Origin of the sequence: Kitasatospora sp. NPDC048715 (genome assembly GCF_043198905.1) — a bacterium.
GTDB lineage: Bacteria > Actinomycetota > Actinomycetes > Streptomycetales > Streptomycetaceae > Kitasatospora > Kitasatospora lactacystinica.
This window is the reverse complement of sequence record NZ_JBICVH010000011.1, coordinates 190,879-209,669: the sequence shown is the minus strand read 5'-3', so window position 1 is coordinate 209,669 and position 18,791 is coordinate 190,879. Positions and strand designations below refer to the sequence as shown.

The window sequence follows — 18,791 nt, the reverse complement described above, 5'->3', positions numbered from 1 at the left end:
GGTGCCTCGTCCGTCGCGTCCGATCAAGGGCGGAACCCCACGCCCGCCACCCCGGTCATCCGCTCGGGGTGCTCACCGACCGTACCGGGCTGGTCCGGGCGCCACTGCGGCAGGTAGACCACGCCCGGCTCGACCAGCTCGAAACCGGAGAACATCGCGGTGATCTGCTCGTGGGTGCGCATGGTCAGCGGGGTCGGCGTCATCCGGTACAGCTTCTGGTGGTCCTCCGCCTGGTCCGGGCGGCCCTCCAGGGAGGCGTGCGAGAGCACCAGCGCGCTGCCGGGCGGGAGGGCGTCGCGGATCACGCCGATCAGCTTCCACGGGTCCTCCTCGTCGCTGACGAAGTGGGCGACGGCGACCAGCAGCACGGCCACCGGCTCGCCGGCCGCCAGCAGCTCGGCGACCTCGGGGCGGGCCAGCAGGTCGGCCACGTCGCGCAGGTCGGCCTGGACGACGGCGCTGTCCCGGTCGTCCTCCAGCAGCAGACGGCTGTGCGCGACGGCGACCGGGTCGCGGTCCACGTAGACGACCTTCGCCCCGGGGCGGATCTCGCGGGCGATCTCGTGCACCGCGCTGAAGGTCGGGATGCCGGAGCCGATGTCCAGGAAGCGGCTGACGCCCTGCTCGGCGAGGAAGGTCACGGCGCGGCGCAGGAAGGCGCGGTTGGAGCGCATGATCTGCGGCAGCTCCGGCCACAGGGCCATCGCCTTGCGGGCCATCTCCCGGTCGACCTCGAAGTTGTGGGAGCCCCCCAGGTAGTAGTCGTAGACCCGCGCGGCGTTCGGTTTGTCCAGGTCCGTACCCTCCGGTACCCAGCTCGGTCGCCGCATGCCTGTGACTCCTTCACTCCGGTTCTGGGGTGGCAGCACCCTGGGGATGCCGCTGTGACTGTTGAGACTACAAGCACACAAGATCCTCCCCCGCACCCCGAACGGGTGCAAGCGGAATGCGCCCTTCCCGAAGCGCGGACGCCTCCGGAGCGCCCGTCCTCCGGCGCGGGTCCGCACCGGGGACCAACTCGACAACGGTCCACCGTCGTTCGCCCCTCGGGCCGGCCTGGCCGCACTAGGGTGGGGCGGTGGACCCCAACCACTACCGATTCCGGGGCGTCTGGCGGCTCGCGGCTCCGGCGCCCGCCGTGTACGCGGCTCTGGAGGACGTACGGAGCTACCCGCTGTGGTGGCCGGAGATCCGCGAGGTCCGGCAGACCGGCGAGGACCGCGGGGACGTGGTGGTGCGCGCGCTGCTGCCGTACCGGCTGGTGATCGGCCTGGTGGCGAGTCGGCGCGACCCGGACGCCGGGGTACTGGAGGTGACCATGCGGGGCGACCTGACCGGGTGGACGCGGTTCACGGTGACGCCGGACGCCACCGGCGGCTCGGTCGGCGCGGGCAGCGCGGGCAGCGCGGGCAGCGCGGGCAGCGCGGGCAGCGCGGGCAGCGCGGGCAGCGCGGGCAGCGCGGGCAGCCGGGTGCTGTTCGAGGAGGACACCCGGCCCGGCAAGCCCTTGCTGCGCCGGCTCGCCCTGCCGCTGCACCCGCTGTTCCGGGCCAACCACGCGGTGATGATGCGCCGGGGGCGGCGGGGGCTCGCCGCCCACCTGGCGGGCGGCGGACGACGGACGACGAGCGGCGGGTGACGGCGAACAGATGACGGACGACAGCTTTCAGCGAACAGATGACAGATTTCGAAATCTGTCATCTGTTCGCGGCGCCCCCGCCTCCGGCCCCGATACCGACTCCGGCCCCGGTCCCGGCCCCGCACCCCACCCCGTCCCCGCCCCCGACTTCGGGTTCGACGCCCCCTTCGACCGGACCGGCACCGGCAGCAGCAAGTGGGCCCGCGCGGACGCCCCCGGGGTGATCCCGATGAGCCTCGCCGACATGGACCTGCCCGGCCCGCCCGCCGTCGCCGAGGCACTGGAGCGGCGCGCCCGTCACCGCGCGTACGGCTACACGGTGTGCGACCCGGCCGGCCGCACCCTGGTGGCCGACTGGTACCGCGCCCGGCACGGCGCCGCGGTGGACCCGGACTGGGTCCTGCTGCTGCCCTGCGGCCCGCGCACCGCGCTGCGCATCCTGCTGGAGACCGTACGGCCGCAGGCCCCCGTCCTCTTCCCCACCCCCGAGTGGGGCGGTTTCGCCCAGCTCTGCCGCGCGGCCGGCCTCCCCCACCACGCGCTGCCGCTGCACCTGGGCCCGGACGGCTACCGGCTCCCGCACGGCCCGCTCCCCCGCCCCGCCGGCGCCGTGCTGCTGAGCAACCCGCACAACCCCTCCGGCACCGTGTGGCCCCTCGACGCGGTGCGCGGTCTCGCCGCGCGGGCGGCCGAGAGCGGCGCGCTGCTGGTCTCGGACGAGGTGCACGGCGACCTCACCCACCCCGGCCGCGCCCACCCCGTCGCCGTCGCCACCGCGGACCCGGCGCACCTGCGCCACGTCGTCACCCTCAACTCCGTCGGCAAGACCTTCAACTGCTCCGGCATCCCCAGCGGCTTCGCCCTCGTCCCCGATGCCGGGCTGCGCGCCCGGTTCGCCGAGGCGCTGGCCGGCTACGGCCTCTGGGAGGGCGGCCTGCTGGAGCAGACCGTGCAGCAGGCGGCACTGCGCGAGGGCGGCCCCTGGCTGGACGCGCTGCTCGCCCACCTGGCCGCCGCCCGCACCCGGCTGACCGACCGGCTCGGACCGGCCGTCCGCTCCGCCCCGCACGCCTCCTACCTGCTCTGGCTGGACGCCGCCGCGCTCGGCCTGCCGCCCGCCGACGCCCGCCGGGCCCTGCTGGAGCGCTGCGGCCTGGAGGCCTCCGACGGAGCCGAGTTCGGCTCCGTCGGCCGGGGTTCGCTGCGCCTGAACTACGCCCTGCCGGGGCCGGTCCTGATGACCGTCCTGGAGCGGCTGGAGCGCCTGTGACCCCGGCACATGCCCCGGCCGGATCGGGCCCGGGCCGCGCCCGCCGGTCGGCCGGAAAATCCCGCCCTCACCCGTTCGCCACGTCCCTGACCTGCGAAAACGAACGTTCACGCGAATTTTGCAGGGCGCCCCCGCATGCTCCGTAGCAGACTGGGCAGGGTAGACCGGGCCGCAATCGTGATCCCGAGGATGGTGAGTCCGGTGATACCGGTATCCCGCACCACTCCGCCCGAACGGCAGAGCACGCCACTACCCCCGTCGGGGGTGACCCCGTTGACCGAATCGGGGGCGCGCAGCCACGTGTCGGGCGTCTGCTTCAAGATCGGACCGCCCCGCCTGGTGGGGGTGGAGGTCGAGTGGTTCGTCCATGACGATCAATGTCCCACCCGGCCCGTACGGCCGGAACTGCTCCACGCCGCACTGGATTCGCTGCCCCTCGGCGGCCCGGACGGCGACTCCCTCCCCTCCGGTTCGCGCCTCACGCTCGAACCCGGCGGACAGGTCGAGCTCAGCTCCCCGCCCGCCACCGGCCTCCTGGCCTGCGTCGAGGACACCCGACGTGATCTGACCGCCCTGCGGGCCGCCTTCGCGGCGCAGGGCCTTCGACTCACCGGCACCGGAACGGACCCGCTGCCCCGTCCCCGACCGATGGTGCTGGACCACCCCCGCTACCTCGCGATGGAGCGCTTCTTCGACTCCGCGGGGCCCTGGGGCCGGATCATGATGACCGGTACCGCGTCGGTGCAGGTGTGCCTGGACGCCGGCGACACGGACGGTCCGCACGCGGTGGAGCGCCGCTGGCGACTGGCCCATCTGCTGGGCCCGGTGCTGGTCGCCGCCTTCGCCAACTCGCCTATCCTGGACGGCAGTCCGACCGGTCACCGGTCCACCCGGCAGACCGTCTGGTCCCGGATGGACCCGACCCGCACGCTGGCCCCCGAGCCGGACCACGGCGATCCGCGCGAGGCGTGGGCGCAGTACGTGCTGGACGCCCGGGTGCTGTGCGTGCGACGGCCCGAGGGCCTGCCCTGGACGGCCCCGGCCGGTCTGACGTTCCGCGACTGGATCCGCGGCGCGGGCGAACGCCCGCCCACCCTCGACGACTTGGACTACCACCGCACCACCCTCTTCCCGCCGGTGCGCCCGCGCGGCCACCTGGAGCTGCGGATGATCGACGCCCAGCCCGGGGACGGCTGGGTGGTGGTCACCGCGCTGGTCACCGCACTGCTGGAGGACGCGCTGGCCGCCGACGCCGCACTGGCCGCGCTGGAGCCGCTGGACGCCATCGACCGGCGGGAGGGGGCGGACGGTCCGCGACCGCCGCGCAGCGGGGTCTGGCGCCGCGCCGCCACCCTGGCGACGGCCGACCCCGAGCTGCGCCGCGCCGCCCTCGCCTGCTTCGCCGCCGCCGACGCCGCACTGGGCCGCCTGCCCGGTGCCGGGCGGCTGCGCACCACCGTCGCCGAGTTCGCCGAGCGCTACCCCGCGCGCGGCCGCTGCCCGGCCGACGACCAGCTGGACGCCCTGCGCTCCGGCACCCGACGCACTCCCCCGGAGGAGGCCGCATCATGACCGACGTCCGACCCCACGGGGATGCCGGGGCAGGCAGCACGGACCGCACCGACGCCACGGGTGGAACCGGCCCCACCGGCGGTCTCGACGGCCTCGGCACCGCCGGCACCGCCGGCACCGCCGGCACCGAGGCACTGCGCGAGAGCATCGCCACCGAGCTGCTGGCAGCCCGCGCCCGCACCGCCGCCCTGACCGACTGCGTCGAGGACGGCGATCTCACCGCCCAGCACTCCCCGCTGATGTCCCCGCTGGTCTGGGACCTCGCGCACATCGGCAACCAGGAGGAGCTCTGGCTGCTGCGCAACGTCGGCGGCCGCGACCCGATGCACCCGGAGATCGATCCGCTCTACGACGCCTTCCAGCACCCCCGCGCCGAGCGCCCCGCCCTGCCGTTGCTGCCGCCGGCCGAGGCCCGCGCCTACGCCCACGAGGTGCGCGGCCGGGTGCTGGACCTGCTGGCCGCCAGCCCGCTGGAGGGCGCGCCGCTGCTGGAGGCCGGGTTCGCGTTCGGGATGATCGCCCAGCACGAGCAGCAGCACGACGAGACCATGCTGATCACCCACCAGCTGCGCACCGGCGAGCCGGCCCTGGCCGCTCCCCCACCGCCGCCCGCGCCCGCCGACGCGGCCACCCTGCCCGCCGAAGTCCTCATCCCCGCAGGGCCGTTCACCATGGGAACGGACACCGAGCCGTGGGCGCTGGACAACGAGCGCCCGGCGCACACCGTCGACCTGCCGGCCTTCCTGCTGGACACCGCCCCGGTCACCAACGCGGCCTACCAGCGGTTCATCGCGGACGGCGGCTACGACGACCCGCGCTGGTGGACGCCGGAGGGCTGGGAGCACCGCCGGCGCGCCGACCTGACCGCCCCGCTCTTCTGGCGTCACCTGGACGGCCAGTGGCTGCGCCGGCGCTTCGGCACGGTCGCGCCGGTCGAGCCGGACGAGCCGGTCCTGCACGTCAGTTGGTACGAGGCGGACGCGTACGCCCGGTGGGCCGGACGACGGCTGCCGACCGAGGCCGAGTGGGAGAAGGCGGCCCGGCACGATCCGGCCACCGGCCGCTCCCGCCGCTACCCCTGGGGCGACGGGCCGCCCGGCCCCGAGCACGCCAACCTCGGCCAGCGCCATCTGCGCCCGGCCGGTGCGGGCAGCTACCCGAAGGGGCAGTCACCGTACGGGGTACGCCAGTTGATCGGCGACGTGTGGGAGTGGACGGCCAGCGACTTCCGCTCCTACCCGGGGTTCCGGGCCTGGCCGTACCAGGAGTACTCGGAGGTGTTCTTCGGCCCCGAGTACAAGGTGCTACGCGGCGGCTGCTTCGCGGTGGCGCCGGTGGCCTGCCGGGGCACCTTCCGCAACTGGGACTACCCGATCCGGCGGCAGATCTTCGCCGGGTTCCGCACCGCGCGCGACCTGGAGTCGGCCTGATGTGCCGTCACATCGCCTACCTGGGCGAGCCGTTGACCCCCAGGGAACTTCTGGTGCACCCGCCGTACGGCCTGTACCGGCAGTCCTGGGCCCCCCGGGTCCAGCAGTACGGCACGGTCAACGCGGACGGCTTCGGCCTCGGCTGGTACGCGGACGGCGACGAAGTACCCGCCCGCTACCGCCGGACCGGTCCGATCTGGGCGGACGAGACCTTCGCCGACCTCGCCCGGGTGGTCCGCACCCGGGCGCTGCTGGCCGCCGTCCGCTCCGCCACCGAGGGCTGCGCGCCGGGCGAGGGCGCGGCCGCGCCGTTCGCCGCCGAGCGCTGGCTGTTCAGCCACAACGGCGCGGTGGCCGGCTGGCCCGGCAAGCTGGACGCCCTGGCCGCCCTGCTGCCCCCGGCCGAGCTGCTGGACCTGCAGGCGCGCACCGACTCGGCACTGTTGTGGGCACTCGCCCTGCACCGGCTGCGGGCCGGCGCGGGGCTCGGCGAGGCGCTGGCGGGCACCGTGGCGGACGTCGCCGCGCACACCACCGGCCGGCTCAACCTGCTGCTCACCGACGGCACCGCGATCGCCGCGACCACCTGGGGCGACACCCTGTACCACCGCACGCTGCCGGGCCTCGGCACGGTGGTGGCCTCCGAGCCGTACGACGACGCGCCCGGCTGGACGCCCGTCCCGGACGGTTCGCTGCTGCTGGTGGACGCGCGCGGCATCGCCGTGAACCGCCTCCCCGGCCGCGACTGATCCCCACTCTCCCTTCATCTTCTGAACAGAGGAACCACCCTGTCATGGACACCTTCGATCTCGTCCGACTGCTGCCCTCCGACCACTTCAGCACCGCGCTGCGCCATGACGTGCGGCACGGGCTGACCTCGCAGCCCAAGTGGCTGCCGCCGAAGTGGTTCTACGACGCGCGGGGCAGCGAGCTGTTCGAGGAGATCACCCGACTGCCCGAGTACTACCCGACCCGCGCGGAGCGGGCCATCCTGACCGCCCGGGCCGGCGAGATCGCGACCGCCACCGGGGCCCGCACCCTGGTCGAACTGGGCTCCGGCTCCTCCGAGAAGACCCGGCTGCTGCTGGACGCCCTGCGCGCGCTCGGCACGCTGGAGACGTACGTCCCGGTGGACGTCAGCGAGAGCGCCCTGACCGCGGCCGGCGCCGCGCTCGCCGCCGAGTACCCCGGACTCGCGGTGCACGGCGTGCTCGCCGACTTCACCACCCGGCTCGGACTGCCGCCGGAGGGCGGCCCGCGCCTGGTCGCCTTCCTCGGCGGCACCCTCGGCAACCTGCTGCCCCAGGAGCGCGCCGCCTTCCTGCGCGGCCTGCGCGCCGCCCTCGACCCGGGCGACTTCCTGCTGCTCGGCACCGACCTGGTCAAGGACCCGGCGGTGCTGGTCGCCGCCTACGACGACGCCGCCGGGGTGACGGCCGAGTTCAACCGGAACGTGCTGAACGTGCTCAACCGCGAGCTGGGCGCCGACTTCGACCCGGAGGCCTTCGAGCACGTCGCGCTCTGGGACGCCGAGCAGGAGTGGATCGAGATGCGGCTGCGCTCGCTGCGCTCGCAGACCGTGAAGATCCCGACCCTGGACCTGCCGGTGCACTTCGCCCGGGGCGAGGAGCTGCGCACCGAGGTCTCGGCCAAGTTCCGCCGGGAACGGGTGGCCCGGGAGCTGTCGGCGGCCGGGCTGCGACTGAGCCACTGGTGGACCGACCCCCGGGGCCGGTTCGGGCTCTCCCTCGCGTCGCCGGTCTGACCGGCGCACCCGGGCGGCCCAATTTGCTTGTTCACCTTACGAATTCTCAGAGCGAAACTTGAGGGTCCAGGTGTACAAGACTTAAACGAATAGGGGTTACGATCTCGGCTACCGAGCTCAGCGTTGAGTACCAGGAGTCAGATCGTGAGCGTCACCCAGAAGCCCTCCGGGGCGGTCGAGGCCCCCGCGCCCGGCCGCCTCGGCTTCGTCGTCTTCATCACCGCGGCAGCGGCCCTCGGCGGCTTCCTCTTCGGCTACGACAGCTCCGTGATCAACGGCGCCGTCTCCGGGATCCAGGAGAAGTTCGGCGTCGGCAGCGGCGTGACCGGCCTGATCGTCTCCTCCGCGCTGCTGGGCTCGGCGGTCGGCGCCGCGTTCGCCGGACGGTTCGCCGACCGGTACGGCCGCATCAAGGTCATGAAGGCGGGCGCGCTGCTCTTCGCGATCAGCGCGGTCGGCTCGATGCTGCCGTTCTCCGCCTGGGACCTCGCCCTCTGGCGCGTCCTCGGCGGCGCGGCCATCGGCATCGCCTCGGTGATCGCCCCGACCTACATCGCCGAGGTCGCGCCGACCAAGTACCGGGGCCGGCTGGCCTCCTTCCAGCAGGCCGCCATCGTGCTCGGCATCGCGATATCCCAGCTGGTCAACTGGGTGCTGGCGCAGGCGGCCGGCGGCGACACCCGCGGCCAGCTGCTCGGGCTGGAGGCCTGGCAGTGGATGCTCGGCATCTGCGTCGTCCCGGCCGCGGTCTACTTCGTGCTCTCCTCGGTCATCCCCGAGTCCCCGCGCTACCTGATCCAGGCCGAGCGCCTGGACGACGCCCGCAAGGTGCTCGCCGAGGTCGAGGGCGAGGGAACGGACACCGACGCCCGGATCGCCGAGATCCAGTCGCTGATCGCCTCCGACCACCGCCCGCGCTTCCGCGACCTGCTCGGCGGCCGGTTCGGCCTGCTCCCCGTCGTCTGGGTCGGCATCGGCCTGTCGGTCTTCCAGCAGCTGGTCGGCATCAACGTGATCTTCTACTACTCGTCGATCCTGTGGCAGTCGGTCGGCATCGACCAGAGCAACTCGCTGCTGATCAGCTTCGTCGGCTCGGTGATCAACATCCTCGGCACCGTGATCGCGATCGTGCTGGTCGACCGGATCGGCCGCAAGCCGCTCGCCCTGATCGGCTCGGTCGGCATGGCGGTCGCGCTCGGCACCGCCGGCTGGGCCTTCTCCTCGGCCACCGGCAGCGGGGACAACCTCACCCTGCCCGACCTCCAGGGCACCGTCGCGCTGGTCGCCGCCAACGCCTTCGTGCTGTTCTTCGCGATGTCCTGGGGCGTGGTCGTCTGGGTGATGCTCGGCGAGATGTTCCCGAACCGGATCCGCGCCGCCGCCCTCTCCGTCGCCGCCTCCGCGCAGTGGATCGCGAACTGGGTGATCACCGTCTCGTTCCCGTCCATGTCGCGCTGGAACCTGTCGGCGACCTACCTGGTCTACGCCGCCTTCGCGGCGCTGTCCGTCCTCTTCGTGGCGAAGTTCATGAAGGAGACCAAGGGTGTCCGGCTGGAGGACATGGGCTGATCCGCCGCCCCTCGGCCTCCCGGCCCCCGCACCCCGCGCGATCGGCGCGGAGGTGCGGGGGCCGCGTCGTTTCCGCGGGGCCGGGCCCGCACGGCGCAGCGGGCCGGCACGGCGAAGGGGGAAGTCCGGCAGGGCGTCGCGCGGCGGGGCGTCCCGACGGGTCAGGGCCGCTCGGCGAGCCTGGCGTAGCGCAGGGCGAGCCCGTCGAGCAGCGCCTCCAGCCCGGTCTCGAAGGCGCCCTCGTCCACCGTCCCGCGGTGCCCGGCCAGCCGGTGCGCCTCACCGAGGTGCGGGTAGTCGGCCGCGTCGTAGACCTCGGCGTCCGCAGGGAAGCCGGCCGCGAAGGAGGCGAGCGCCGAGCCCGTGACGAAGTAGCGCATCAGCGCGCCGATCCTGGTCGCCTGTCCGCGGGGCCACCCGGACTCGACCAGGTGGCCGAAGACCGCGTCGGCCAGCCGCAGCGCGTTCGGCCGGCGCCCGGGGCCCTGGGCCAGGACCGGGACGATGTTGGGGTGGGCGGCCAGCGCGGCGCGGTAGGAGCGCGCCCAGTCGCGCAGCGCCTGCGGCCAGGCGCTCCCGGTGCTCCCGGCACTCCCAGCAACTCCCGCGGCTCCCGCGGCCCCGGCGGCGGTCCCGAACATCGACAGGTCGACCTCGCCGATGACGCTGTCCACCACCGCGTCCAGCAGGTCGTCCTTGGTGGCGAAGTGGTTGTAGAGCGAGGGCCCGCTGACGGACAGCTCGGTGGCGAGTCGGCGGGTGGAGAGGGCGTCCAGCCCCTCGTCGTCGATCAGCCGCAGTGCGGCGGCGACGATGCGCTCGCGGCTGAGCAGCGGGGTGCGTGGACGGGCCATCGCGGCGGGTTCCTCCGGTTCCTCCGGTCGGGTGTGTCGGGGACCGATTCTGGCAGGCGCCCCTTCCCAGCGCGGGCCGGGCGGGGCTACAGTCGCCCTCATAAAACTTGCAGCGCTAGTTTAATCGGCCCGGACCCCGTACCGGGCCCGGGACACCGGATTCGGGAGCCGCCGTGAACCTGGAGCTGTCCGAGGAGCAGAGCGCCGTCCGTGACCTCGCCGCCTCCTTCACCGACCGCGAGATCGTCCCGTACGCCGCCGAGTGGGACCGCGCCGAGTCCGTCGACCGGGCGATCGTCGGCAAGCTGGCGAAGGTCGGCTTCCTCGGACTGACCATCCCGGAGGAGTACGGCGGCAGCGGCGGCGACCACCTCGCGTACTGCCTCGTACTGGAGGAGCTCGGGCGCGGCGACTCGGCCGTGCGCGGGATCGTCTCGGTCTCGCTCGGCCTGGTCGGCAAGTCCGTCAACACCTTCGGCACCGAGGAGCAGAAGCGGCACTGGCTGCCCCGGCTCACCTCCGGCGAGTCCCTCGCCTGCTTCGCGCTCACCGAGCCGGGCACCGGATCGGACGCCGCCAACCTCACCACCCGGGCCGTCCGGGACGGCGACCACTGGCTGATCAGCGGCGCCAAGACCTTCATCACCAACGGCACCTGGGCCGACGTCGCGCTGGTCTTCGCCCGCACCGGCGGCGACGGACCGCAGGAGCGCGGCCACCGGGGCATCACCGCCTTCCTGGTCCCCACCGACCTGCCCGGCTTCACCCGCACCGAGATCCACGGCAAGCTCGGCCTGCGCGGCCAGGCCACCGCCGGGCTCTCCTTCGAGGACGTCCGGGTGCCGGACACCGCCCGGCTCGGCGAGGTCGGCAAGGGCTTCACGGTGGCGATGGCCGCCCTGGCCAAGGGCCGGATGTCGGTGGCGGCCGGCTGCGTCGGCATCGCCCGGGCCTGCCTGGAGGCCGCCGTCCGCTACGCGGGCGAGCGCGAGCAGTTCGGCAAGCCGATCGCCGCGCACCAGCTCGTCCAGGAACTGCTGGCCGGCATCGCCGTGGACGTCGAGGCGGCCCGGCTGCTCACCTGGAAGGTCGCCGACCACATCGAGCGCGGCCTGCCGTTCGCCACCGAGTCCTCCGTCGCCAAGCTGTACGCCAGTGAGGCAGCCGTGCGGGCCGCCAACAACGCGCTCCAGGTCTTCGGCGGCTACGGCTTCATCGACGAGTACCCGGTCGGCAAGTACCTGCGCGACGCGCGGGTGATGACGCTCTACGAGGGCACCAGCCAGATCCACCAGTTGCTCATCGGACGCGCCCTGACCGGCGTCAACGCCTTCTGAACCCGCCACGGACACCCCCGCCCCGCCACCCGACAAGGAGCCCGACGACGTGCGTCCCGTCTACTTCGCCGCCGCCCGCCGCACACCCATCGGCCGGCTGCGCGGCGCGCTCGCCACGGTCCGCCCGGACGACCTCTCGGCCACCGTGCTGCGCGCCCTGCTCGCCGACGTCCCCGCGCTCGACCCCGCCCGGATCGACGACGTCTACTGGGGCGCCGCCAACCAGGCCGGCGAGGACAACCGCAACGCCGCCCGGATGGCCGTCCTGCTGGCCGGCCTGCCGGAGACCGTCCCCGGAGCCACCGTCAACCGGCTCTGCGCCTCCGGCCTGGAGGCCGTCACCCTCGCCGCCCGGGCCATCGGCTCCGGCGAGGCGGACGTGGTGCTGGCCGGCGGCTGCGAGTCGATGACCCGCGCCCCCTTCGTCCTGCCCCGCCCGGACGAGGCGCTGCCGCACCGGATGGAGACCTTCGACACCCGGCTCGGCTGGCGGCTCACCAACCCGCGGATGGCCGAACTGCACGGCGTGCTCGGCATGGGCGAGACCGCCGAGGAGGTGGCCGCCCGGTACGGCATCGGCCGGGAGCGCCAGGACGCCTTCGCGCTGCGCAGCCACCAGCGGGCCGGCGCCGCCCGCAAGGACGGGCACTTCGACGCCGAACTGGTCCCGGTCGAGCGGCCGGACGGGGTGACGGTGAGCCGGGACGAGGGCATCCGCGAGGACACCAGCCTGGCGAAGCTCGCCGGCCTCAAGCCGGTGTTCCGCGCCGGGGGCACGGTCACCGCCGGGAACGCCTCGCCGATGAACGACGGCGCGGCCGGGCTCGTCCTGGTCGGCGAGGAGGCGCTGCGCGACCTCGGGCTCCAGCCGCTCGGCCGGTACGTGGCCGGCGCCTCGGCCGGGGTGCACCCGGACGTCATGGGCATCGGTCCGGTGCCGGCCACGGCGAAGGTGCTCGCGCGGGCCGGCTGGTCGCTCGCCGATCTGGACACCGCCGAACTGAACGAGGCCTTCGCCGCCCAGGCGCTGGCTTCCGCCGACGCCATCGGTTTCGGACCGGAGCAGGCCGAGGAGGTGGTCAACCCCAGCGGCGGGGCGATCGCGCTCGGCCACCCGCTGGGCGGCTCCGGCGCCCGCATCCTCACCACCCTGCTGCACCGGATGCGCCGTACCGGTGCCCGGCGCGGCCTGGCCACCATGTGCGTGGGCGTGGGGCAGGGAACGGCCGTGCTGGTCGAGAACGTCTGACCATCCGTGGTCCACCGCTCGTCGACCGTCAACTCGTCGACCGTCAACTTGTCGACTGTCGATCCCAACCACCGAGGAGTTCACATGACGCGGTTCGCGGACAAGGTCGCCGTGGTGACCGGCGCGGCGCAGGGCATCGGGGCGGCCACCGCCCGCCGGCTGGCGGAGGAGGGCGCGGCGGTCGCCGTCGTCGACCTCACCGCCGAGCGGGCGGCCGGGACGGTCGCCGAGATCACCGCCAAGGGCGGCACCGCACGGGCGTACGGCTGCGACGTGGCCGACTACGACGCCGTGGAGGCGGTGTTCGCCCAGGTCGCGGCGGACCTCGGCGGGCTGCACATCCTGGTCAACAACGCCGGGATCACCCGGGACAACCTGTTCTTCCGGATGCCCAAGGCCGACTGGGACGCGGTGCTGACGGTCAACCTGACCAGCGCGTACAACTGCAGCCACGTGGCACAGAAGTACATGGTGGCGCAGAAGTACGGGAAGATCGTCTCGCTCAGCTCGCGCTCCGCCCTCGGCAACCGGGGCCAGGCCAACTACGCGGCCGCCAAGGCCGGCATCCAGGGCCTCACCGCGACCCTGGCGATCGAGCTGGGCCCGTTCAACATCAACGTCAACGCCGTCGCGCCCGGGTACATCGCCACCGCGATGACCGCGGCCACCGCCGAACGGGTCGGCAGCAGCGCCGAGGACCACCAGGGCGAGGTCGCCGCCCGGACGCCGCTGCGCCGGGTCGGGCAGCCGGAGGAGATCGCCTCGGTCGTCGCCTTCCTGGCCAGCGAGGAGGCCTCCTACGTCAGCGGGCAGACGCTGTACGTCAACGGCGGGGCGCGCTAGCCGCCCTCCTGACGCGTCGTCATCGGGTCGTCCCAGGTGGGGAGTTACTTTCCCCTGGGACGGCCTTTACCTTTTCGTGTGGCCGAGCATGACCATGCCCTTGATCATACGACCCCACCAATTGACTATGGCATGATCATGCGGCTCTCGATGGGATGGCCGGACCGACCCGACCGAACCAGGTCAGGCCCTGCGCCCCAAGGAGCCCCATGGGCAGCCCCGCCACCCTCCGCCGCGCCCTGGCCCTTCTCGCCGTGGGGGCCACCGCCCTCACGGCCGGCACCGTCGCCGTACCGGCCGCCGGTACCGCGATCGCCTCCCCCGCCCACGACCTCACGGGCGTCCACGTCCGCCCCGCCTCCTTCGGGCAGCACAGCGCCCAGGGCCGCCCCGCCCCGCTGAGCACCACCCAGTGCGTCAGCCAGGTCGGCATCCACTGCTACTCGCCGCTGCAGTACCGGGCCGCCTACAACCTGAACCCGCTGTACCAGGAGGGCATCACCGGCAAGGGCCGCACGATCGTCATCGTCGACTCCTTCGGCTCGCCGACCATCCAGCACGACCTGGAGGTCTTCGACAAGCAGTGGGGCATCCCGGACACCAACGTCGAGGTGGTCAAGTGGGGCAACGTCCCCACCTGGGACCCGAAGAACCCCGACCACACCGGCTGGGCCGGCGAGACCACCCTGGACGTCGAGTACGCCCACGCGATCGCCCCCGACGCCCACATCATCCTGGTCGAGACCGGCGTCGCCGAGACCGAGGGCACCACCGGCCTGCCCGAGATGATGGACGCCGAGAAGGCCCTCATCAAGGCCGGCCGCGCCGACGTCATCTCGCAGAGCTTCGGCGCCACCGAGAACACCTTCCCGGGCTACGACAAGGGCGACTTCAAGTCGCTCACCGATCTGCGGTACGCCTTCCAGGCCGCCGCCGACCACAACGTGACCGTGCTCGCCGCCTCCGGCGACAACGGCGCCACCGACGCCCAGGAGAACGGCAGCGACCTGTACCCGTACAAGGTCAACTCCTGGCCGTCCTCGGACCCGCTGGTCACCTCCATCGGCGGCACCCAGCTCACCCTGGACGACTCCGGCAACCGCACCGCGCCCGACAAGGTGTGGCACGACAAGTCCGGCGCCGGCGGCGGTGGCGTCTCGGGCATCTTCGAGCGCCCGTGGTACCAGGCCGGCGTCGCCAACGTCACCGGCAACCACCGCGGCACCCCGGACATCAGCATGAGCGCGGCCGTGGACGGCGCCGCCTGGACCTACGAGTCCTACGACCCGACCTCGGTCGGCTGGCACCTCACCGGCGGCACCAGCGAGGCCACCCCGCTGTTCTCGGGCGTCGTCGCGCTCGCCGACCAGCTCGCCGGCCACCGCCTCGGCCAGCTCAACTGGCGCCTGTACGGCATGAACCTGCTGCCGAGCAAGTGGAGCGGCATCGTGGACGTCAAGCAGGGCGACAACGGCTGGAACGGCGTCACCGGTTACAACGCCGCCGAGGGCTACGACCTCGCCAGCGGCCTGGGCACCATCGACGGCGCGAAGTTCGTGCACGCGATCGCCGGTCGATGAGCCGACCGGTCGCCGGGTCGCGAGTGGCAGGTGACCGGTAACAGATGACTGGTAACAGATGACAGCGAACAGCTGACAGATTTCGAAATCTGTCAGCTGTTCGCTGTTTTCCGTCTGCTGTCGTCCGTCCGCCGTCCGCCGTTCCCCGCCGGTGGGCCTTCGGCGGGGAACGGCGGACGCCGGCTGTCAGCCAGTGGCGGCAGCGGCCAGCTGGGCGAGGTAGCGCTCGGCGGCACGGAGCTTGCGGCCGTCGGGGCCCGGGAGGTGGGCACGCAGTTCGATGATCTCCGGGGCGATCCGGATGGCCTCCGCGCGGTCCGTGATCGCACGCCAGCAGGCCTCGGCGTTGGTGGCCGCCCGCTGGGTCTCCGGATGGTCCGGCCCCTGGGAACGGAGCAGCGTCAGGGCCACCTCGCGGTAGATCTCCGCGGCCTCGGCCGACCGGCCCGCGAGCCGGCAGACGTGCGCCCGGACCTGCCGGACCTGCAGCACCGGCTCGGAGACGGCACCGTGCTCGGCGATCGCCTCCAGTTCGAGGGCGAAGGCCAGGTCGGTGGCGGCGGCGTGGTCCCCGGCGTCGGCGCTGCGGACGATCCGTCCGATGACCTCGCGGTAGTCCGCCCGGGGCGGCCTGGCCGCAGCGGCCTCGTCGGCCGACGCTTCGGCAGCGGTGCCGGCCGGGCTGTCGGTCGGACTGTCGGTCGGGGCGTCGGCCCGGGCGGGCGGCGCGTCGGCGGGAGCTTCGCCGGCCGGCCCCTCGACGCCCGGTCCATCGACGCCCGGTCCCTCATCTGCCGGGCCGTCGTCGGCCGGTCCATCGCCCTGCGGCACGGCGTCGACCGGTGCCTCGTCAGCGGGCCGCTCGTCGGCCGGAACGGCGTCAGCAGGCTCCTCCGCCGTCGGCGCCTCGTCGGCCGGAACGGCGTCGGCTGGAGCCTCCTCGGCGGGCGCCTCCTCCGCCCCCGCGGGAGCCTCCGGGACGGCGTCCCCGGGCTGCTCCGTGACCGCGGGGGCCTCTTCGGCCCCGGGCCCCTCCGCAGCCTCGGACTCCTCCGCGACGGCCTCCCCGGTCGCGTCCCCGCCGGCCGCTCCGGCCGTCTCCGCCGTCGTCTCCCCCGTCGTCTCCCCCGTCGTCTCCGCAGCCGTCCCCTCGACCGCCTCCGCCGCGGTCTCGGAGGCCACCACGGCTTCCTCCTGCGGGAGTTCGGGCTCGGCGACCGCGACGTCCGCGGGCTCCGGCCGGGGCTTGAGGAGCGTGACGCCCGCCGGGGGCGTGCCGTCCTCGGGCACGGCGTCGGCCGGGGCGGGCTTGCGCAGGGTCACGCCCGGCGCCTCGGCCGTTCCGCCCGCCTTCAGCAGGCTCACCGGGCGGGCCGGCCGCGGCGGAGTGGGCGGGACGCCCGGCTTGACCAGGCTGACCGGACCACCCGCGGTCGCCGGGGAGCCGACGGCCGCGGTCGACGGCTCGGACAGCGCGGCCGGTACCGGCGACGGCCACCCCGGGACGGCGTCCCGCGGTTCCGTCGGACGCGGCAGCGGCGGTGCCAGGGGCGGCGGCAGGTCGGAGAGCGCCACGCCGGCGGCCGGCACCGGCGGCACGTCGGCCGGCAGGCCCTCGCCGCGACGGGCGGTGTTGCGGAAGAACGGCCGGTCCGGGGCGTGGGTGGCCAGGACGATCACGTCCGGCCGCAGCACCGAGTACACCTGCTGCCGCAGCTGCTCGGGCGCGAGCACCTCGCCCGCGCCGGGCCGTCCGCCGTGCAGCGCCTCGATCAGCGCGCGGGTGAAGGTGCCGATCTGCTCCGGGTCCGGGCTGACCACCGCCCACAGCGGAATGCCCTCGCTGAGCGGCGAGACGGTGCCCTGGAGGTACGGCCAGGCGTTCTGGTCGGCACTCAGGTCCGCGATGACGAGGGTCTGCCACTCCGCCGGACGGTGGCTCAGCTCGGCGGCGACGGACTGCCAGGGGAGGCCGTCCTGCTTGGCGTCGCGCAGGGTCAGCTGGAGCTGCCCGCCGCGCTTGTCGGCGACGATGTGGCCGCCCAGGTGGACCAGCAGCGGTCCCGGGTGGCGGGAGGCGGCGCGCAGGTGGGCGAGGACGGTGTGCGGGTCACCGGCGCCGGGGAGGTGGACGGCGTCCACCGCGTCCGCCGCGAGCAGCACCTGCGGCGAGACGGCGGCGAGCATCGCCGAGAGCACCGGCGCCTGGGCCGGTCCGCCACGGCCCCAGGTGCGGCGGCCGGAGTTGCCGTACCCGCCCTCGATCACCAGGATCCGCCCGCGCGGCGCGGCACCGAGGCCACCCGCACCGATGCCGCCCGCGCCGAGCCCGCCCGCACCGCCGACGGTGGCCGGCGTCGCGCTCTGGACCGGGAACGGCGGCGGGGTCGCCGAGGAGGCGAACCCGGCGGTGGGCAGGCCGGTGAGGGTCCACCCGGTGGGCGGAACGGGTGGTGCGGCCGGGGGCGCGGGCGGCGGCATGGGCGCCTGTCCGACTGGCTGCACGCCCCCCTGCACGCCTCCCTGCGTGCCCGCCCCGGAAGCAGGTGCGGCCCCCGGAGGAACACCCGGTACGGAAGCGGCGACCGGAACGGGGGCAGGGGCGGCCGGGGGCGGCGGCGGCTCGTACAGCGCTGCGGGGCCGGGCGGGTGCTCCTCGGCCGGGAGGCGCGGGGGCGGCGGTACGGCGTCCCAGGGCCCCGAGCCGCCGGCCGGGTCGGGACCTCCGGAAACCGCTGTCGTCTCCGCCATCTCCTGGTCACCGCCCCGCCCCGCCGCTCCCGCGGCGTCTGATGCCCTCGCCTGCATGGTGCCTGCCACCACACTCCGTGCGCGCCACCCTACGAGATCCCGGCTCACCCGTTCCAGGCCGGGTGGCCGATCGGCGCACCACACCACCCGCGCCGCCCCGCTAAGGTGCCGTCATGGTCGATGCCGATCGCCCCTTGCTCTTCCTCGACGTGGACGGCCCGCTGATCCCCTTCGGCGACCCTCCCCCCGGTGGCTACCCCACCTACCGCAGCCCGTACGTCCCGCCCGGCACGGCGATGGGCGGGAATCCGCTGATCGCCCGCGTGAACCCGGAGTTGGGGCCGCGGCTGCTGAGCCTGCCGGGCGAACCGGTGTGGGCCACCACCTGGCTGGAGGACGCCAACGAGTGCCTCGCGCCCTGGCTCGGCCTGCCCCGACTCCCCGTCGTGGACTGGCCGGTGGACGACACGGGTGCCATGGACGCCCCGGACGCCCCGGACACCTTGGACGCCCCTGCGACGACGGACCGGCCGGACATCACGAACTGGCCGGACGGGCCCGACGGCCTGCACTGGAAGACCCGTGCGCTGGTCGCATGGGCGGACGGGCGGCCGTTCGCCTGGGTGGACGACGAGATCACCGAGCCCGACCGCCGCTGGGTCGCCGCCCACTCCCCCGCCCGCGCCCTGCTCCACCGGGTGGATCCCCGACGCGGACTCACCGAGGCGGACTTCACCGCCCTGGACGCCTGGCTGCGGGCGGTCTGACCGGCCACCGGCCCGCCGATCCCCCGGTCCTCCGGGCCGCCGATCCACCGATCGGCCCACCGGTCGGCCCACCGATCGATCCGCCGGCCGCATCCGTACCGAATGTCCACACGACCGCCACATCCGCCGTCGGCCCGTCAACACGACTGCCCGGCCACCCCCGTG

Annotated in this window: 15 protein-coding genes; 12 read left to right on the top strand and 3 right to left on the bottom strand. The window is 74.2% G+C overall.

The features are described 5' to 3' along the window. Positions 1-23: 23 nt before the first annotated feature. Positions 24-830 carry an SAM-dependent methyltransferase gene (locus ACGFSC_RS22085; RefSeq protein WP_359901715.1) on the bottom strand — a complete coding sequence of 269 codons (807 nt, stop codon included), beginning with the start codon at positions 828-830 and terminating at the stop codon, positions 24-26. A 248-nt stretch (positions 831-1,078) separates the two neighbouring features. On the opposite strand from ACGFSC_RS22085, the gene ACGFSC_RS22080 reads away from it, so the two are divergent. From ACGFSC_RS22080 to ACGFSC_RS22050, 7 genes are all read left to right on the top strand, one after another. Then, positions 1,079-1,639, top strand: a complete 561-nt coding sequence (locus tag ACGFSC_RS22080) for an SRPBCC family protein (RefSeq protein WP_359901718.1) — start codon at positions 1,079-1,081, stop codon at positions 1,637-1,639. Between the two features lie 229 nt (positions 1,640-1,868). After that, positions 1,869-2,909: an aminotransferase class I/II-fold pyridoxal phosphate-dependent enzyme gene (locus tag ACGFSC_RS22075; protein WP_359901721.1), complete on the top strand. Its 1,041-nt coding sequence runs from the start codon at positions 1,869-1,871 to the stop codon at positions 2,907-2,909. A gap of 189 nt (positions 2,910-3,098) precedes the next feature. Further along, complete coding sequence (egtA, locus tag ACGFSC_RS22070; protein ID WP_392863775.1) at positions 3,099-4,481, top strand: ergothioneine biosynthesis glutamate--cysteine ligase EgtA; 1,383 nt, start codon at positions 3,099-3,101, stop codon at positions 4,479-4,481. After that, positions 4,478-5,911 carry an ergothioneine biosynthesis protein EgtB gene (gene egtB, locus ACGFSC_RS22065; protein WP_359901727.1) on the top strand — a complete coding sequence of 478 codons (1,434 nt, stop codon included), beginning with the start codon at positions 4,478-4,480 and terminating at the stop codon, positions 5,909-5,911. The genes egtA and egtB overlap by 4 nt, the downstream gene beginning before the upstream one ends. After that, positions 5,911-6,660 (top strand): ergothioneine biosynthesis protein EgtC, encoded by a 750-nt coding sequence (egtC, locus tag ACGFSC_RS22060; RefSeq protein WP_359901730.1) that lies wholly within the window; start codon positions 5,911-5,913, stop codon positions 6,658-6,660. The genes egtB and egtC overlap by 1 nt, the downstream gene beginning before the upstream one ends. 44 nt (positions 6,661-6,704) lie before the next feature. Next, a complete protein-coding gene (gene egtD / locus ACGFSC_RS22055; protein WP_359901733.1) occupies positions 6,705-7,676 on the top strand; it encodes an L-histidine N(alpha)-methyltransferase in 972 nt (323 codons plus the stop codon). A 144-nt stretch (positions 7,677-7,820) separates the two neighbouring features. After that, a complete protein-coding gene (locus ACGFSC_RS22050) occupies positions 7,821-9,245 on the top strand; it encodes a sugar porter family MFS transporter (protein ID WP_359901736.1) in 1,425 nt (474 codons plus the stop codon). Positions 9,246-9,406: 161 nt separating this feature from the next. Here ACGFSC_RS22050 and ACGFSC_RS22045 read toward each other — a convergent pair whose 3' ends face one another. Then, a complete protein-coding gene (locus tag ACGFSC_RS22045; protein ID WP_359913759.1) occupies positions 9,407-10,099 on the bottom strand; it encodes a TetR/AcrR family transcriptional regulator in 693 nt (230 codons plus the stop codon). A gap of 173 nt (positions 10,100-10,272) precedes the next feature. On the opposite strand from ACGFSC_RS22045, the gene ACGFSC_RS22040 reads away from it, so the two are divergent. The 4 genes from ACGFSC_RS22040 (at position 10,273) to ACGFSC_RS22025 (ending at position 15,108) form a co-directional block, all read left to right on the top strand. After that, the gene (locus ACGFSC_RS22040; protein WP_359913762.1) at positions 10,273-11,436 is read left to right on the top strand and encodes an acyl-CoA dehydrogenase family protein; all 1,164 of its coding nucleotides are present in this window, start codon (positions 10,273-10,275) and stop codon (positions 11,434-11,436) included. Positions 11,437-11,485: 49 nt separating this feature from the next. After that, complete coding sequence (locus tag ACGFSC_RS22035) at positions 11,486-12,685, top strand: acetyl-CoA C-acyltransferase (RefSeq protein ID WP_359913765.1); 1,200 nt, start codon at positions 11,486-11,488, stop codon at positions 12,683-12,685. An 84-nt stretch (positions 12,686-12,769) separates the two neighbouring features. Further along, entirely contained in the window at positions 12,770-13,528 is a 759-nt protein-coding gene (fabG, locus tag ACGFSC_RS22030) for a 3-oxoacyl-ACP reductase FabG (protein WP_359913768.1), read from the top strand. A 209-nt stretch (positions 13,529-13,737) separates the two neighbouring features. Continuing rightward, positions 13,738-15,108, top strand: coding sequence for a S53 family peptidase (locus ACGFSC_RS22025; RefSeq protein WP_359913771.1), 1,371 nt, complete (start codon positions 13,738-13,740; stop codon positions 15,106-15,108). 186 nt (positions 15,109-15,294) lie between these two features. Here the strand turns inward: ACGFSC_RS22025 and ACGFSC_RS22020 are convergent, their stop codons facing one another. Further along, positions 15,295-17,613, bottom strand: coding sequence for a hypothetical protein (locus ACGFSC_RS22020; RefSeq protein WP_359913774.1), 2,319 nt, complete (start codon positions 17,611-17,613; stop codon positions 15,295-15,297). Between the two features lie 419 nt (positions 17,614-18,032). Here ACGFSC_RS22020 and ACGFSC_RS22015 point away from each other — a divergent pair, with 419 nt between their 5' ends. After that, entirely contained in the window at positions 18,033-18,626 is a 594-nt protein-coding gene (locus ACGFSC_RS22015; protein ID WP_359913776.1) for a hypothetical protein, read from the top strand. The last annotated feature ends 165 nt before the right edge of the window (positions 18,627-18,791 follow it).

Bases quoted from the DNA above. Each gene is read 5' to 3' on its own strand.
- ACGFSC_RS22085 (WP_359901715.1), bottom strand. From the start codon at position 830: ATGCGGCGACCGAGCTGGGTACCGGAGGGTACGGACCTGGACAAACCG.
- egtC (WP_359901730.1), top strand. From the start codon at position 5,911: ATGTGCCGTCACATCGCCTACCTGGGCGAGCCGTTGACCCCCAGGGAA.
- egtA (WP_392863775.1), top strand. From the start codon at position 3,099: ATGGTGAGTCCGGTGATACCGGTATCCCGCACCACTCCGCCCGAACGG.
- ACGFSC_RS22025 (WP_359913771.1), top strand. From the start codon at position 13,738: ATGGGCAGCCCCGCCACCCTCCGCCGCGCCCTGGCCCTTCTCGCCGTG.
- ACGFSC_RS22075 (WP_359901721.1), top strand. From the start codon at position 1,869: ATGAGCCTCGCCGACATGGACCTGCCCGGCCCGCCCGCCGTCGCCGAG.
- ACGFSC_RS22045 (WP_359913759.1), bottom strand. From the start codon at position 10,099: ATGGCCCGTCCACGCACCCCGCTGCTCAGCCGCGAGCGCATCGTCGCC.
- fabG (WP_359913768.1), top strand. From the start codon at position 12,770: ATGACGCGGTTCGCGGACAAGGTCGCCGTGGTGACCGGCGCGGCGCAG.
- ACGFSC_RS22015 (WP_359913776.1), top strand. From the start codon at position 18,033: ATGGTCGATGCCGATCGCCCCTTGCTCTTCCTCGACGTGGACGGCCCG.
- egtB (WP_359901727.1), top strand. From the start codon at position 4,478: ATGACCGACGTCCGACCCCACGGGGATGCCGGGGCAGGCAGCACGGAC.
- egtD (WP_359901733.1), top strand. From the start codon at position 6,705: ATGGACACCTTCGATCTCGTCCGACTGCTGCCCTCCGACCACTTCAGC.